Origin of the sequence: Haloferax gibbonsii (assembly GCF_001190965.1) — an archaeon.
Classification (GTDB): Archaea; Halobacteriota; Halobacteria; order Halobacteriales; family Haloferacaceae; genus Haloferax; species Haloferax gibbonsii.
Map to the genome: position 1 here is coordinate 1,449,971 of NZ_CP011947.1, position 14,835 is coordinate 1,464,805.

At 66.4% G+C, this 14,835-nt stretch carries 13 protein-coding genes; 7 read left to right on the forward strand and 6 right to left on the reverse strand.

The features are described 5' to 3' along the window. The first annotated feature begins 20 nt into the window (after nucleotides 1-20). Nucleotides 21-854 carry an alpha/beta fold hydrolase gene (locus ABY42_RS07620; RefSeq protein ID WP_004976870.1) on the forward strand — a complete coding sequence of 278 codons (834 nt, stop codon included), beginning with the start codon at nucleotides 21-23 and terminating at the stop codon, nucleotides 852-854. A gap of 76 nt (nucleotides 855-930) precedes the next feature. Beyond that, complete coding sequence (locus ABY42_RS07625; RefSeq protein WP_004976868.1) at nucleotides 931-1,146, forward strand: hypothetical protein; 216 nt, start codon at nucleotides 931-933, stop codon at nucleotides 1,144-1,146. A gap of 25 nt (nucleotides 1,147-1,171) precedes the next feature. Here the strand turns inward: ABY42_RS07625 and ABY42_RS07630 are convergent, their stop codons facing one another. Continuing rightward, a complete protein-coding gene (locus ABY42_RS07630; protein WP_004976866.1) occupies nucleotides 1,172-2,272 on the reverse strand; it encodes a DNA topoisomerase IV subunit A in 1,101 nt (366 codons plus the stop codon). Next, nucleotides 2,272-4,668 carry a DNA topoisomerase VI subunit B gene (locus ABY42_RS07635; RefSeq protein WP_050459094.1) on the reverse strand — a complete coding sequence of 799 codons (2,397 nt, stop codon included), beginning with the start codon at nucleotides 4,666-4,668 and terminating at the stop codon, nucleotides 2,272-2,274. The genes ABY42_RS07630 and ABY42_RS07635 overlap by 1 nt, the downstream gene beginning before the upstream one ends. Nucleotides 4,669-4,921: 253 nt before the next feature. Here ABY42_RS07635 and gyrB point away from each other — a divergent pair, with 253 nt between their 5' ends. The 3 genes from gyrB (at nucleotide 4,922) to ABY42_RS07650 (ending at nucleotide 9,951) form a co-directional block, all read left to right on the forward strand. Next, nucleotides 4,922-6,841, forward strand: a complete 1,920-nt coding sequence (gene gyrB / locus ABY42_RS07640; RefSeq protein WP_004976862.1) for a DNA topoisomerase (ATP-hydrolyzing) subunit B — start codon at nucleotides 4,922-4,924, stop codon at nucleotides 6,839-6,841. 1 nt (nucleotide 6,842) lies between these two features. Further along, entirely contained in the window at nucleotides 6,843-9,428 is a 2,586-nt protein-coding gene (gene gyrA, locus ABY42_RS07645) for a DNA gyrase subunit A (RefSeq protein ID WP_050459095.1), read from the forward strand. 109 nt (nucleotides 9,429-9,537) lie between these two features. Next, nucleotides 9,538-9,951, forward strand: a complete 414-nt coding sequence (locus tag ABY42_RS07650; RefSeq protein WP_050459096.1) for a hypothetical protein — start codon at nucleotides 9,538-9,540, stop codon at nucleotides 9,949-9,951. A 3-nt stretch (nucleotides 9,952-9,954) separates the two neighbouring features. Here the strand turns inward: ABY42_RS07650 and ABY42_RS07655 are convergent, their stop codons facing one another. Next, nucleotides 9,955-10,425, reverse strand: coding sequence for an NUDIX domain-containing protein (locus ABY42_RS07655; protein ID WP_004976857.1), 471 nt, complete (start codon nucleotides 10,423-10,425; stop codon nucleotides 9,955-9,957). Next, a complete protein-coding gene (gene rocF, locus ABY42_RS07660; RefSeq protein ID WP_049913445.1) occupies nucleotides 10,425-11,324 on the reverse strand; it encodes an arginase in 900 nt (299 codons plus the stop codon). Before rocF ends, ABY42_RS07655 begins: the two co-directional genes overlap by 1 nt. Nucleotides 11,325-11,482: 158 nt before the next feature. Between rocF and ABY42_RS07665 the strand changes: the two genes are divergently transcribed. Beyond that, the gene (locus ABY42_RS07665) at nucleotides 11,483-12,793 is read left to right on the forward strand and encodes a DUF389 domain-containing protein (protein WP_082220646.1); all 1,311 of its coding nucleotides are present in this window, start codon (nucleotides 11,483-11,485) and stop codon (nucleotides 12,791-12,793) included. Between the two features lie 38 nt (nucleotides 12,794-12,831). Here ABY42_RS07665 and ABY42_RS07670 read toward each other — a convergent pair whose 3' ends face one another. Then, nucleotides 12,832-13,752: an NAD-dependent epimerase/dehydratase family protein gene (locus tag ABY42_RS07670; protein WP_050459098.1), complete on the reverse strand. Its 921-nt coding sequence runs from the start codon at nucleotides 13,750-13,752 to the stop codon at nucleotides 12,832-12,834. 165 nt (nucleotides 13,753-13,917) lie between these two features. Here ABY42_RS07670 and ABY42_RS07675 point away from each other — a divergent pair, with 165 nt between their 5' ends. Beyond that, on the forward strand, nucleotides 13,918-14,451 hold the full coding sequence (locus tag ABY42_RS07675) for an Rrf2 family transcriptional regulator (RefSeq protein ID WP_004976849.1): 534 nt from the start codon (nucleotides 13,918-13,920) through the stop codon (nucleotides 14,449-14,451). A gap of 85 nt (nucleotides 14,452-14,536) precedes the next feature. On the opposite strand, the gene ABY42_RS19345 is transcribed toward ABY42_RS07675, so the two are convergent. Next, nucleotides 14,537-14,710 carry a hypothetical protein gene (locus tag ABY42_RS19345; RefSeq protein ID WP_156224360.1) on the reverse strand — a complete coding sequence of 58 codons (174 nt, stop codon included), beginning with the start codon at nucleotides 14,708-14,710 and terminating at the stop codon, nucleotides 14,537-14,539. Nucleotides 14,711-14,835 lie beyond the last annotated feature (125 nt).

Here is a 14,835-nt window from a genome sequence, read left to right on the forward strand (position 1 = left end):
GCCGGGCCGTCCGTTCGCGTATGGACCTCGACTACGGCATGCTCGGCGGCCGGCGGCCCTACTACCGCTTCGGTGACGCCGACGCCGACCCGCTCGTGGTGCTTCCCGGCCTCTCGGACGCCTTCCAGCGCACCGACCCGAACCGCGCGACCGCGGCGGCGCTCGCCGGCCTGTTCCGCGAGTTCGACGACCGCGACGTGTGGGTGGTCGGCCGACCGCGACACCTCCCGGTCGGGTCGACCACGCGCGACATCGCCGCGGGCTACGCCGGCGTCATCGACGAACAGGACCTCTGGCCGGCCGACGTTATCGGCGTCTCGATGGGCGGCCTCGCCGCCCAGTATCTCGCCGCCGACTACGGCGACTACGTGGACTCGCTGGCCGTCGTCTCCGCCGGGACGCGACTCGGCGGCCACGGCGAGAACGTCGTGACGCGCTGGCGCTCGTTGGCGGGCAAGGGACGGTGGGCCGAGGTCGCCGCCGACGCGGAGCGAGAGGCGGCGACGGGCCTCGAAGCGACCGTCGCCCCGCCGCTCATCGAGGCGGCAGGCCGAGTCGTCGACTTTCGGCCCGCCGTTCCCGCCGACGCCGTCGTCTCCTGTACGGCCTGTCTCGAACACGACTCCCGGGAGATACTCGCCGACATCGACGCGCCGACGCTCGTCGCCGCCGGGAAGGCCGACCGACTCTTTCCCGAACCGCGGATTCGAGAACTCAAAGACGGCGTCGCGGACGCGACGCTCGCGCTGTTCTCCGGAGCGGGTCACAACCTCGCGACCGGCGAGCCGCGAACGCTGAACGGCGTCGTCAGGCGCTACTTCGACGGGTTCCGCGGCGACGGGCTCTATCCGTGAGTTCGCACCGGGAGGGGTAACACCCCGAAACCACTCGCGGCACCAGACTCATACGCCGGGCGGCCGTCGAACCGCCATGCGCGACGCCCTCCGGTCGAGCCCGCTTTTCAGCGGCCGCCGGCTCCTCGTCTGTTTCGTCGTCACGCTCGTCGTCGTGACGACCGACGCGCTGTTTTTCCACGTCCAAGCAGTCCGAACCGCCGCCGAGTTCGCGACCGAAGTAACGATTCACACCCTCGGCTTCTACGGCGGCTACACTATCGTGGCGCTGTTCAATCGGTCCGGGACCTAGAAAAGCGGCGACCGGGATGCCCGGGTTAGATGACGCCCATCTCGTCGAGCCGCGTCGGCAGGTACTCGTCGGTCACGAAGTCGAGACCGCGGGAGGCGAGCGCCTGCTGTTCGGCCTTCTTGCCGATGTCGAGCTGCAGTTCTATCTGTTCGGTCCAGTAGTCGCTCATGAACCGCGGGTCCTCCAGTTCGGACTGGAGCGCGTTGATGTCGGAGTCCGCGAGCGGGTCGGTCGGGAGGTCGTAGTCCACGATGTCCTGCGGCTGGATGCCGACGAACCTGGCTTCCGGCGTCGCGAGGTGTTCCGAGAGGTGCGCGGACTTGATGGAGCCGTAAGCGACGGAGCCAAAGATGCGGTAGGACCACGGGTCGCCGTCGGTGAAGACCACGACCGGCAGGTCGAGTTCGTTGTGCAGGCGCTTCGTGATGCGCCGGGTCGCCCGCGCGGGCTGGCCCTTCAGGTGGACGATGAGCACGTTGTACTCGTCGTCGAAGCCGTTTTCGACGAGGCGGTCGCGCATCCCACCGGTCTCCACGCAGAGAACGAAGTCGATGTCGTGGTCGAGGAACTCGATGGTGTCGGGGTTGTTCGGAATCTGGTAGCCGCCCTCGCCCACGTCGAGTTGGCAGTGGATGTCGCGCTCGCCGCGGCGGGTCTGCTCGCGGAGTTCGAGCGGGCCCATGAGGGTCGCCCCCGACTCCTCGGGCCGCATGTGGAAGTCCTCGCGGGTGACCTCGGAGACGATTTCGAGGTCCTCGATGAGCTGGTTCGACTCGTCCTGGTCGGAGAAGTGCGCCTCTTCGGCGTCCCACGACTCGGAGATGTAGTACAGCTCACGCAGGGTGGACGAGCGGTCCTCCTCTAACTGCCGCGCGAGGAACTCGATGGTGTAGGCGGCCTTCAGGAGCTTTCGCGCCCCCCGGACGCTGTTCGCAGAGCGCGTCGAGGTCCGGTCGCCGTACACCCAGACGTTCGAGTTCTCGTCGTACTCGATGTTGCTTTTCGTCCGCGTCGGGAGCGTCATGTGCGGAATCTCCCCCGCGTCGAACTGGTCGTAGAACTCCGCCGCGAGGTCGATGAGACGCTCGCGGGCGCGTTCCTCGGATGTGTTCGGTTCTGGAGCCATTATACGTTCACCGTGAGTTTCTCCGTCTCGACGCCGTCGACGTTGATGTCGAACGACGCGTCCTGTGCGACCGAGTACGTGAGCGTCGCCGTCTCACCGGACGACACCTCGGGGTTCCATTTGACGAACCACTCCCCGTCGAGGTCGACGACCGTCGCCTCGCCGTCGAGGCCGGCCGGCTCCGCCGAGACGATGTCCGTGATGTCCGGCGACTCGTTCGTGTTGGAGTAGTTCTTCACCGTGAGCGTCACCTCGCCGTCCTCGACGGCCCGCTCGACGGTCAGGTTGTTCATGATGCGGCCGAGCGCGCCGTCGATGTTGGGCTCGGGTCGCCCGGTGACCTCCGAGAGCTTCGTCGCCATCTGCGGGAGGATGCGGCCGAGCACGTCCTGTTTCTTGCGGCGCTTCTGGAGCGACCGCCGCTTCGAGAGGTAGGACTTGAGTTCGCGGGCCGCCTCGCGGATGGCGAGTTCGACCTCGTCTTGAATCGCCGGCACGTCCGCGAGCGCGTCCTTCGACTCGCTCGTAAAGGGGACGTTCGTGGAGGCGACGTGGACCATGAGGACGGCGGGGCCGTTCGGCATGCCGCTGCCGCCCGGTTGGTCGAGGCCGTAGTTCCGCCAGCCGATGTCCTTGACGACGTGGGTGATGGTACACGCGCCCTGCTGGTAGACGAGCGGGACGCGGTTGGCGAAGCGGAGCAGGTCGATTTTCCCCTCGGACCGCAGTTCGCCGCCGTAGGCGATGCCGGCCTCGACGATGAACGGGTCGCCGCCGTGGACCTCGGCGTCGCGGGTCGCCGCGGCGTAGAAGTCGGCGTCGAACTCCTTTTTCAGGCCGGCTTCCACGAGGTCCGCGGAGATGGGAGAGAGACAGTCGGTCGGCGGCGCGAGGATGTCCGTCCGGCGCATCGCGTCGAGCAGGTCGCGGGCCACGTCGCGGTCGTCGGCGATCTCGCGGACCTTCGGCACCTCGTCGGAAACGGTGCGCATCCGCGACCAGATGGCGTCGGCGACGTTCTCCTGTGCCGTCTCGCCGTAGGTCTCGTCTTCGCGTTCTTTGGTTCGCTCGGCGGCCCACGCGACGAACTCGGCCACGTCGTCGCGGGTGGCGCGGTCGGCCGGGCCGGTCGTCTCGGCGAACTGCGTGGCGATGGAGCGCGCCATCGACACCTTGCCGGCGTCGTCTTTCTGCGTGGTCGTCACGTCGTCGACGATGGCGTACACGTCGCCCTCGCGGTCGTCGGTGAGGACGGGCCACAGCGCCTCGACGACGTTCTCCCGAACCGTCTCGCCGAACGAGGTGTCGGTCTCCTCGCCGACCGTCTCGGCGACGTTTTCGACGATGGTGACGAGTTCGCCGTGGGCGATGCGGTCCTTGCCGACGACGATATCGACCAGTTCGTCCGCGAACGCCGCGGTCGCCTCCTTGCCCTTGTTGGCGACGGCGTCCTCGACGACGGCGACGAGTTCGTCCGCCTCGGTCGCGTCGGGCGTCCGCCACGTCATCTCGCGGCCGAAGTGCCGGTCGCGGAAGGCGTCGTGAATCTTGTCGGATGTCTTCGCGCCCACGCGGGTGAACTCCTCTTGGAGGAAGCCGGAGACGGAGTACGACTCGGTCGCCGCGAGCATCTTCAGGAGCGTCCCGAGTTCGACGCCGTGGGGATGGGGACGAATCTCCTTCGTCTGTTTCGGAAGCTGGTCGGTCGCCCGCTCGAACTTCATCGGCTCGTCGAGGCCGGGTTCCCGGAGTTCGATGCGGGCGTGGGGGTTGACGACCGCCGTGTGGAGGATGTAGTCGTGGAGCTGCTGGCGGGCGCGCATGTTGGCTTCCATCTCCAACTCGATGCGCGTGCCGTGGGGGCGGTCCCACGAGGTCGTCTTCTCGGTGCGAATCTCGGGTTCGTTCTGGTCCGTGTTGATGACGAGTTCGAAGTACTCGGCGTCCTCCGAGCCCTGCGTCCGGCTCGTCACCTTGGCGGGCTTCCCGCTCGTCAGCTGCGAGTAGAGGACCGCCGCGGAGATACCGATACCCTGCTGGCCGCGGGACTGTTCGCGCGCGTGGAAGCGAGAGCCGTAGAGGAGCTTCCCGAACACTTTGGGCACCTGCTCTTTCGTGATGCCCGGCCCGTTGTCCTCGATGACGAGGCGGTAGTAGTCGCCCGCCTCGGCGATTTCCACGTAGATGTCGGGCTGGATGCCCGCCTCCTCCGTGGCGTCGAGCGCGTTGTCCACCGCCTCCTTGACGGCGGTGACCAACCCGCGGGCTCCGCTGTCGAAGCCCAACATGTGCTTGTTCTTCTCGAAGAACTCGGCGATGGAGATCTCCCGCTGGCCCTTCGCCAGCTCCTCTGCGATCCCCGGCTCGTCACCGAGTGTCGACTGGAACGAGGTCATTTCCTGATGCGCATCTACCCAGTCCCGCGTTAAGTACTCACCGGCAACGGAGTGAAAGTGAAATTCCGACGTTGACGCGCTTCGAGGCCCGCTCGCGACGAAGACCCGAATCGTGTTATACAGAGTCACCCACGACGTTCGCGCCGGCCAGTCGAACTCGGCGAGCGCGGAAACCGCTACGCGGGACTCCAGTAAGTAGTACGCGCCCGCGCGTGCGAGCCTTTAAGGGACGGGCTATCCTAGGCCAGTTCAGATGTCACAGGATAACGAGTACGGGGCCGGACAGATTCAGGTCCTCGAAGGGCTCGAAGCCGTTCGAAAGCGTCCGGCGATGTACATCGGGTCCACCGATTCTCGCGGACTCCACCACCTCGTCTACGAAGTCGTCGACAACTCCATCGACGAGGCGCTCGCGGGCCACTGCGACGCCATCGAGGTCGCCCTCCACGAGGACGGCTCTGTCAGCGTCACCGACAACGGCCGCGGGATTCCGGTAGATACGCACGAACAGTACGACCGACCCGCGCTGGAGGTCATCATGACCGTCCTCCACGCCGGCGGGAAGTTCGACAACAAGTCCTACCAGGTCTCCGGCGGCCTCCACGGCGTCGGCGTCTCCGTGGTCAACGCGCTGTCGAGCGAACTCGAAGTCGAGGTCAAACGCGACGGCGCGGTGTGGACACACCGCTTCGAGTTCGGCGAGCCGCAGGTCGACCAGTTCGAGCGCGTGCGCGACCTCGAACCCGACGAGGACACCGGGACGACCATCCGGTTTTGGCCGGACGACGGTATCTTCGAGACGACCGAGTTCGACTTCAAGACGCTCGAAAACCGCCTGCGCGAACTCGCGTTCCTCAACTCCGGCGTCGAGATTTCGCTCGGCGACGAGCGGACCGGCGAGTCGAGCACGTTCCTCTTCGAGGGCGGCATCCGCGAGTTCGTCGAGTACCTCAACGAGACCAAGACGGCCCTCCACGACGACATCATCTACTACGACGACGAGTCGGAGGGAATCGAGGTCGAAATCGCCATGCAGGCGACCGACGAACTGCAGGGGTCGATTCACGCCTTCGCCAACAACATCAACACGCGCGAGGGCGGCACGCACCTGACCGGGTTCAAGACGGCGCTCACCCGCGTCGTCAACGACTACGCGAACACCCACGACATGCTGGACGACCTCGACGGCGACAACCTCCGCGGCGAGGACGTCCGCGAGGGGCTCACCGCCGTCATCTCCGTCAAGCACCCCGACCCGCAGTTCGAGGGCCAGACGAAGACGAAGCTCGGTAACTCCGAGGTCCGCGGTATCGTCGAGAGCGTCACCCACCAGCAACTCGGGACGTTCTTCGAGGAGAACCCGGACACCGCGACGGCCATCATCTCGAAGGCCGTCGAGGCCGCCCGCGCCCGCAAGGCCGCGAAGCAGGCCGAGGAGCTCACCCGCCGCAAGTCCGCGCTCGAATCCACCTCGCTACCGGGGAAGCTCGCGGACTGTCAGAGCCGCGACCCCTCGAAGTCCGAACTGTTCGTCGTGGAGGGCGACTCCGCGGGCGGCTCGGCCAAGCAGGGCCGCGACCGCAAGTTCCAGGCGATTTTACCCCTCAAGGGGAAGATTCTGAACGTCGAGAAACACCGTCTCGACCGCATCCTCGAAAACGACGAGATACGGGCGCTCATCACCGCCATCGGCGGCGGCGTCGGCGACGAGTTCGACATCGAGAAGGCGCGCTACCAGCGGCTCATCCTGATGACCGACGCCGACGTCGACGGCGCGCACATCCGGACGCTGCTTCTCACGCTCCTGTACCGCCACATGCGCCCGCTCATCGAGGCCGGCTACGTCTATGCGGCCCAACCGCCGCTGTACCGCGTTCGCTACCGCGGCAACACCTACGACGCGATGGACGAGGCCGAGCGGGACCGCATCATCGAAGAAGAGTGCAACGGCAACCCCACGCAGGTCCAGCGGTTCAAGGGACTCGGCGAGATGAACCCCGACCAGTTGTGGGACACGACGATGAATCCCGAAAACCGCGTCCTCAAGCGCATCACCGTCGAGGACGCCGCCGCCGCCGACCGGATGTTCAACATCCTGATGGGCGACGCCGTCGGGCCGCGAAAGCAGTTCATCAAGGACCACGCGAACGACGCCGAGTGGGTGGACATCTAACATGAGTTCTGACGCACCAGATTCCTTCGAACCGGGCGCGGGTATCGCGGCCGAAGTCAAGAACGCGCGCATCGAAGACGAGATGGAGCAGTCGTACATCGACTACGCGATGTCGGTCATCGCGGGGCGGGCGCTGCCCGACGTGCGCGACGGCCTCAAGCCGGTCCACCGGCGCATCCTCTACGCGATGCATCAGGCCGGCGTGACCTCCAACTCGTCGCACCGCAAGTCCTCGTCCATCGTGGGCGAGACGATGGGTGACTACCACCCCCACGGCGACTCCGCCATCTACGACACCCTCGCGCGCATGGCGCAGGACTTCTCCATGCGCTACCCGCTCGTCGACGGCCAGGGGAACTTCGGCTCCGTCGACGGCGACCCGCCGGCCGCGATGCGGTACACGGAGGCCCGGATGTCTCCCATCGCCGAGGAACTCCTCGACGACATCGACAAGGACACCGTCGACTTCCAGTCGAACTACGACGACCGCAAGCAGGAGCCGACGGTCCTCCCGTCGTCGTTCCCGAACCTGCTCGTCAACGGGTCGTCCGGCATCGCGGTCGGGATGTCCACGAACATCCCGCCGCACAACCTCGGCGAGGTCATCGACGCCACGGTCGAACTCATCGAGAACCCCGAGGCGACCATCCCGGACCTGATGGAACACATCAAGGGCCCGGACTTCCCGACCGGCGCGAACATCGTCGGCCGCAACGCGGTCCACAAGGCGTACAAGACGGGGCGCGGCCGCGTCCGCGTCCGCGCCGACTACGACGTGTTCGAAGAGGAAGGCCGCATCGTCATCAACGAACTCCCGTATCAGGAGAACAAGGCCCGCCTCATCGAGCGCATCGCCGACGACGTGAACGAGGGGAAAATCGAGGGCATCCGCGACATCCGCGACGAGTCCGACCGCGACGGCATCCGCGTCGTCATCGAACTCAAGCGCGGCGCGATGGCCGAGGTCGTCAAGAACCAACTGCTCGACAACCACCTCGAATCCACGTTCGGCGTCATCAACCTCGCGCTCGTCGACGGTCAGCCGCAGGTGCTGACGCTCAAGGAGACGCTCGAACACTACCTCGACCACCGCCGCGACGTGGTCCGCCGGCGCTCCGAGTACGAGCTCGCCGAGGCCGAAGACCGCGCGCACATCCTCGAAGGCCGCCTGAAGGCCCTCGACAACATCGACGACGTGGTCGAGACCATCCGGAACTCCGAGAGCCGCGACGACGCGAAGGCCGCGCTCCGCGGCGAGGTCGAAGTCGAAGTCGACGGCGAACCGCTGCCGACGTTCGACTTCTCCGAAGAGCAGGCCAACCACATCGTCTCGATGCAGCTCGGCTCGCTCACCTCGATGGAGGCGGCCGAAATCGAAGACGAGTACGAGGACGTGCAGGCGACCATCGAGCGCCTCGAAACCATCCTCGGGGACCGCTCGGAACTCGACGCGGTCATCGAGTCCGAACTGCTCGACATCAAAGACGAGTACGCCGACGACCGGCGGACCTCGTTCGTCGCCAACACCGGCGAGGTCACCCGCGCCGACCTCATCCCCGAGGAGGACGTGGTCGTCGTCGTCAGCGAGGACGACTACATCAAGCGGATGCCGGTCTCCCGGTTCCGCGCCCAGCACCGCGGCGGCAAGGGCATCATCGGCACGGACCTCAAGGAGGGCGACAACGTCTCGTCGGTGTTCGTCACGAACACCCACGACGACCTGCTCTGTTTCACTAACCACGGACAGGTCTACCAACTGAAGGCCTACCAGGTGCCCGAGATGTCGCGGACCGCCCGCGGGAAGTCGGCGGTCAATCTGCTCGACTTCGACGACGGCGAGGAGATTACGGCCGTCGTCAACTGCGACGACCTCGAAGATATCGAGGGCTACCTGACGATGGTGACCCAGAACGGCTACATCAAGCGGACCGGCACCGACCGGTTCCAGAACATCCTCTCGACGGGCATCATCGCCACCAAACTCGACGAGGGCGACGAACTCGTCGACGTGGAGGTCACAGACGGCGAAAGCGACCTCGTCATCGGCACCGAACAGGGCATGTCCATCCGCTTCGACGAGGACGAGGTGCGCGCGATGGGCCGCTCGGCCCGCGGCGTCCGCGGCGTCAAACTGACCGGCGACGACGTGGTCGCCGGCGTGGCCGCCATCGACGAGGACCACCACAGCTGGATTCTCACCGTCACCGAGAACGGCTACGGGAAGCGCACGGACCTCGACGCCTACCGCAAGCAGTCCAGAAACGGCAAGGGACTCATCGACATCAAGACCAACGAGCGGAACGGTCCGGTCTGCGCCATCAACACCGTCGGCGAGGGCGACCACCTCGTCGTCATGTCCGACGAGGGACAGATTCTCCGGACGCCCGTCGAGGACATCTCGACGGTCGGCCGCAACACGATGGGCGTCATCGTGATGGACCTCGACGACGGCGACGACGTGGCCTCCGTCGACGTGATTCCGGCCGCGATGACGACCGAAGACGAGGAACTGGACGACGTGGAAGCCGATTCGGACGACGTGGAAGCCGATTCGGACGACGTGGAAGCCGACGCGGACGACGAGTAGGCCGTCTCCTCGCGACGGCGGATTTCTTTGTACGGATTCCCACCGGTGAGCGACCGCGCTGAACGTCACTCCCCGAAGGCATTTACCCCGGCCGACGGGTCGTCTCGGTATGAGAGTGCGACCCCGGTCGAGAATCGTCGGCGTCTCGGCGCTCGCATTCGTCGTCGTTCTCGGCGGCCTGACCGCGCTTCGGGCGTGGAACCTCGAACCGCCGACGCACGTGCAGTCGCTCGTCGTCGACGCGGGCGCGGTGCTCGTCGTCGCCGGCGTCGCGTCTCACGTCGCCCGAGGCGAGCGCGTCGGTGAACGGGCCGGCGAGGGTATCGTGCTCGCCTTCGGTCCGTGTCTCGCGTTCGCGGTCAACCTGTTCGCCCCGGTATCGACGATGGAGTCGCCGCTGTGGCTCGGGTATCCGCTCGTCGCCGGCGCGGTGCTTTCACTCGCGCTCGGCGGTCTCGGAGCGGGTGTCGGGTACGTCGTTCGAGTCGTGAGAGCGAGAAAAACCAGCGACAGCGCGTCGTAGCTTCTATTTCTCCACGTCCGACGGCTCTCTCGTCAGGTCGTAGGTGTAGTGTCGCGGCTTTCGGTCCCGGAGCCAGTCGCGGAGCGGTTCGACCCGCGGCCGGTAGGTGAGCGTCGACCCGAGCGCGGTGAGCGGGAGGAACTTCGCGGCCTCGATTTCGTCGTCGGGGTCGCTCGGCGACGGGGTCGGGTCGTCGGCGACGGGCGTCGCGTGATAGAACCGCTGGAGATAGATGCGGTGGTCTGGCGCGCGAATCTCGCTCGTGAAGGCCAGCGACTGGATTTCGACTTCGACGCCGGTCTCCTCTGCGGCCTCGCGGGCGGCGGTCTCGAAGAAGAACTCGCCGGGTTCGGAGCCGCCTTTCGGCAGCCCCCAGCGATCCTTCTCGTAGACCGCGAGCACCGAGTTCTCCTGTAGGACGACGACGCCGGCGGCCAGGTCGTGCGGAGCGGGGGCTTCTCTCGGCGTCGACATCAGAGGATGCGCTTGCCGAAGGCGCTTGCGGCGAGTTCGGTCGCGAGCGTCGCGGTCTCGTTGTGCTCGTCGAGGATGGGGTTGACCTCCACGAGTTCGAACGAGCGCATGGCCTCCGAGCGGGCGACGAGCTCCATCGCCGCGTGGGCCTCGCGGTAGGTCACGCCGCCGCGGACGGGCGTCCCGACCCCGGGGGCCTCGCGGGGGTCGAGCCAGTCGAGGTCGAGGCTGATGTGGACGCCGTCGGTGCCGTCGGTCGCCACGTCGAGGGCGTCGTTCGTCACGTCGGTGATGCCGCGCTCGTCGATGTCCGACATCGTGTAGACCGTGACGTCGGTGTCGCGAATCGCCTCGGCCTCCGGGCCGTCGACGGAGCGCAGGCCGACGATGGCGACGTTCTCCGCTTCGAGACCGGCGGCGTTCGCCCACTCGACGCCCTCGAAGTCGCCGATGCCGAGCGCGGCGGCCAGCGGCATACCGTGGACGTTTCCGGACGGCGAGGTGCTCGGCGTGTTGAAGTCGCCGTGGGCGTCGAACCAGATGACGCCGATGTCGGCGTCGCGGGCGCTCCCGACCAGCGAGCCGATGGCGATGGAGTGGTCGCCGCCGAGCGCGAGCGGGGTCGTCCCCTCCGCGAGCGCGGTCGAGACGGCGTCGGCGAGGCTCGTCGTCACTTCTTCGACCTCCTGGACGTGTTTCGCGTTCGCCGGCCCGGCGTCCGCGTCCCGCGTCGCGTGGTGCGGGACCGCGAGGTCGCCCGCGTCCGTCGGCGAGACGCCGGCGGACTCGAGTTGCCCCGCGAGTCCGGCGTATCGAATCGCGGAGGGCCCCATGTCCACCCCGCGTCGATTGGCACCGTAGTCCGTCGGTGCACCGAGAATCCTGACGTTCCGTTCCATAGTTCACCCACTCGTTCGGGGCGTTTAGTGGCATCGGAAAAACACCCTTATCGATAATGCCGCCCGTCGCCTTCTGGGAGGTCGCCGCGTGGCGAAGTGGACTCCGGCCGGTCGCAAGGCCCGTCTCGCTTTTCCGCGACCGCGTCGTATCGAGTGCCATGCGGCACTTGCAGATTCGCGTCGAGGCGGGGGAACTCGACGCGGTCGTCGATGCGCTCCGAGGCGAGGACGTCGACCCGGTCGTCCTCCCGGTCGGCGAGTCCGACGCCGACGCTCGCTCGTACCTTATCGAGTTCCCGCTGCCGACGGAGGCGGTCGACAGAATCAGAGAGACGCTCTCCGAGGCGGGGTTCGAGGAACGCTACCTCGTCATCGGTAACATCGAGTCGGCGACGACGCCGCACTACGACCGACTCGTCGAGCGGTACGTCGAGGGCGACGAGGAAGAAGAGCGCGTCTCGAACGAGGAGATTCTGACGAAGGCGCACGACCTCAACCCCCAGCCGACGGCGTACTACGGGATGACGGTGCTGAGCGCGCTCGTCGCCACGGCGGGGCTGTTGCTCGACTCGCCCGCGCTCGTCGTCGGGTCGATGGTCATCGCCCCGCAGATCGGCGCGGCGCTCATGGCCAGCGTCGGCGCGGCGCTCGGCGAGGACGCGATGTTCACGGGCGGGGTTCGCTCGACGGTCGTCGGCCTCGCCGTGGCCATCGTCGCCGCCGCGGCGCTGGGGTGGGGACTCAAGACGGCGCAGTTCGTGCCGTCGGCGCTGAACGTGACCACGGTCCAGCAGATTGCCAGTCGGTCGTCGCCGGGGCTGTTGACGCTCGTCGTCGCGCTCTGTGCGGGCGCGGCCGGGGGCGTCGGCTTGGCGACTGAACTCCCCGTCTCAATCGTCGGCGTCGCGGTCGCGGCCGCGACCGTTCCCGCGGCAGCGGCCGTCGGTATCGGCGTCGCCTGGGCGATTCCGGCGGTCGCCGTCGGCGCGCTCACGCTCCTCGCGGTCAACGTGGCGAGCATCGTCCTCGCGGGGACGCTCGCGCTCTGGTACCTCGGATACCGGCCGAGTTACTGGGACTCGCCGGGGTCGACGAGACGGCGGCTTCGCTCGTTCTTCGGGACCAGAGCGACGTGGGTGGCGCTCGTCCTCCTCGGGCTCACCGTGCTCGGCCCGGGGTCGCTTCTCGCCTCGCAAATCGCGTTCGAGAACCGTGCGACCGGGGGCGTCCAAACCGTCCTCGACGACTCGGAGTACGACTCGCTCGAACTGCTGTCGGTCGGCGTCGAGTTCGGAACCGCCGGGCTCGACGACGGCCCGCGACGGGTGACGGTCGCGGTCCAACACCCGGTCGGTCGTCAGTACCCGGAGTTGTCGTCGCGAATCGGAGACCGAATACGCGAGGCGACTGGAGAGGACGTCGTCGTGACTGTGAACTTCGAACAGCGGAGTCGGTCGGGGCCGTCGTGACCGACTGAAAGGGAGACGAGCGTCCGGAGAACGAGGCGCTACTCGTCGAGGTACGGTTCGCAGACGCGTCGGACGCCCTCCTCGAAGGAAATCTGGGGCTCCCAGCCGGTCTCTTCGCGTATCTTCGTGCAGTCGGCCATCGTGTCGTGGACGTACACGTCGAGGGGGTTTTCGATGTAAACCGGGTCGACGTCGGTTCCGAGGGTCTCGTTTATCATCCCGACCATCTCGTTGAACGAGTAGCTCTCGGCAGTCCCGAGGTTGTAGATACCCTGGAGTCGGTGGTCGGCGGCGAGTTCGATGCCGCGGACGATGTCGTCGACGTGCGTGAAGTCGCGCGTCTGAGTGCCGTCGCCGAACAGCTCCGGCGACTCGCCGTTGGCAATCTGGTCGGCGAACTGCGCGACCGTGTTGGCGAACTCGCCTTTGTGTGCTTCCGCGCCGCCGAAGCCCTGATAGACCGAGAAGAACCGGAGCCCGGCCGTCCGCATGTCGTAGTGGTGGTGGAAGTACTCCGCGTAGCGCTCGCGGGCGAGTTTCGACGCCTCGTAACCCGTGCGCGCTTCGACCGGCATATCCTCCGGCGAGGGCTCCGTCCGAGAGCCGTAAATCGAGGAGGTGGAGGCGTAGACGACGGTGTCGCAGCCGTCGTTTCGGGCCTGTTCGACCGTGTTCACGAAGCCTTCGACGTTGACGCGCGCGCCTTTCGTCGGGTTCTCTTCGTGCATCTTGTACGACGACAGCGCCGCCAGGTGAAACACCACGTCGACGCCCTCGGTCGGGAGGTCGTCGTCGAGGACGCTCGCGTCGTGGAATTCGACCGCGTCGTCGAGGTTATCGGGCGTTCCGAGGTAGCGGTCGTCGACCGCGACGACCTCGTTTTCCGCCGCGAGATGGTTCGCGAGGTTCGAGCCGATGAAGCCGGCACCGCCGGTGACGAGGACTCGTTTCCCATTCATGTGCTACCGAACTCTCGTGAGCCGTATAGTGCTATCGACAGCATCGAGGCCGAATTAGGGTTCAAAATGAACATTCATGAGTGTCCCGCGGTTACAAAGTAGACGAACGGCAGATTCGAGGCGTCATCCATCGGATTTAAGGACGTATGTAGCGAACCACTCTCCATGTCATCAATCGAGCTCACTTCGAGTCAGAAAACTATCTTGACCGCCCTCATCAACCTCTATCGGGACTCCGAGGACGCCGTGAAGGGTGAGGATATCGCGACCGAAGTCAACCGAAACCCCGGCACCATCCGAAACCAGATGCAGAGCCTGAAGGCGCTCCAGTTGGTCGAGGGCGTACCCGGTCCGAAGGGCGGCTACAAGCCGACCGCGAACGCCTACGAGGCGCTCGACGTGGACAAGATGGACGAGCCCGCGTTCGTTCCCCTGTTCCACAACGACGAGGAAGTCGAAGGCGTCAACGTGGACGAAATCGACCTCTCCAGCGTCCACCACCCCGAGCTGTGCCGCGCCGAGATTCACGTCCAGGGCTCGGTCCGCGAGTTCCACGAGGGTGACAAGATTCGCGTCGGTCCGACGCCCCTCTCGAAGCTCGTCATCGACGGCACGCTCGACGGCAAGGACGACACGAGCAACATCCTCATCCTCCGCATCGACGACATGAAGGCACCCGTCGGCGAGCCCCAGCACTAACCACGCTCCTCTCTTCGTCTTTTTCCGGGCACTCTCCGCGCGCTCCGACCGACGGGTCCGGCGTTCGGTGGGCGGGCGGTCCCACTTACGCCGACTCGTCGATGAGACCCGCGACTCCGGCCACTAGCCCGAGAGCCATGATAACGAGGCCGAGCGTGCCGAATGCGTTGGAATCCGCCGCGAACAATCCGCGACCGAGCAGGAGAAAGCCGCCGAATACGACGACCAGCAGACCGAAGTGATACGCTCTGTGGGGCATACGTCCCGTCCGCGTTCGTCGAGTAATAAACTTCTCCTCAACTGACATACGACCCTCCCTGCGCAGTCTGGCGGACCGCAGAACGTCGCGTCCGTGGCTCGCTCGCGGCCGCTGTGTGGCGCGAC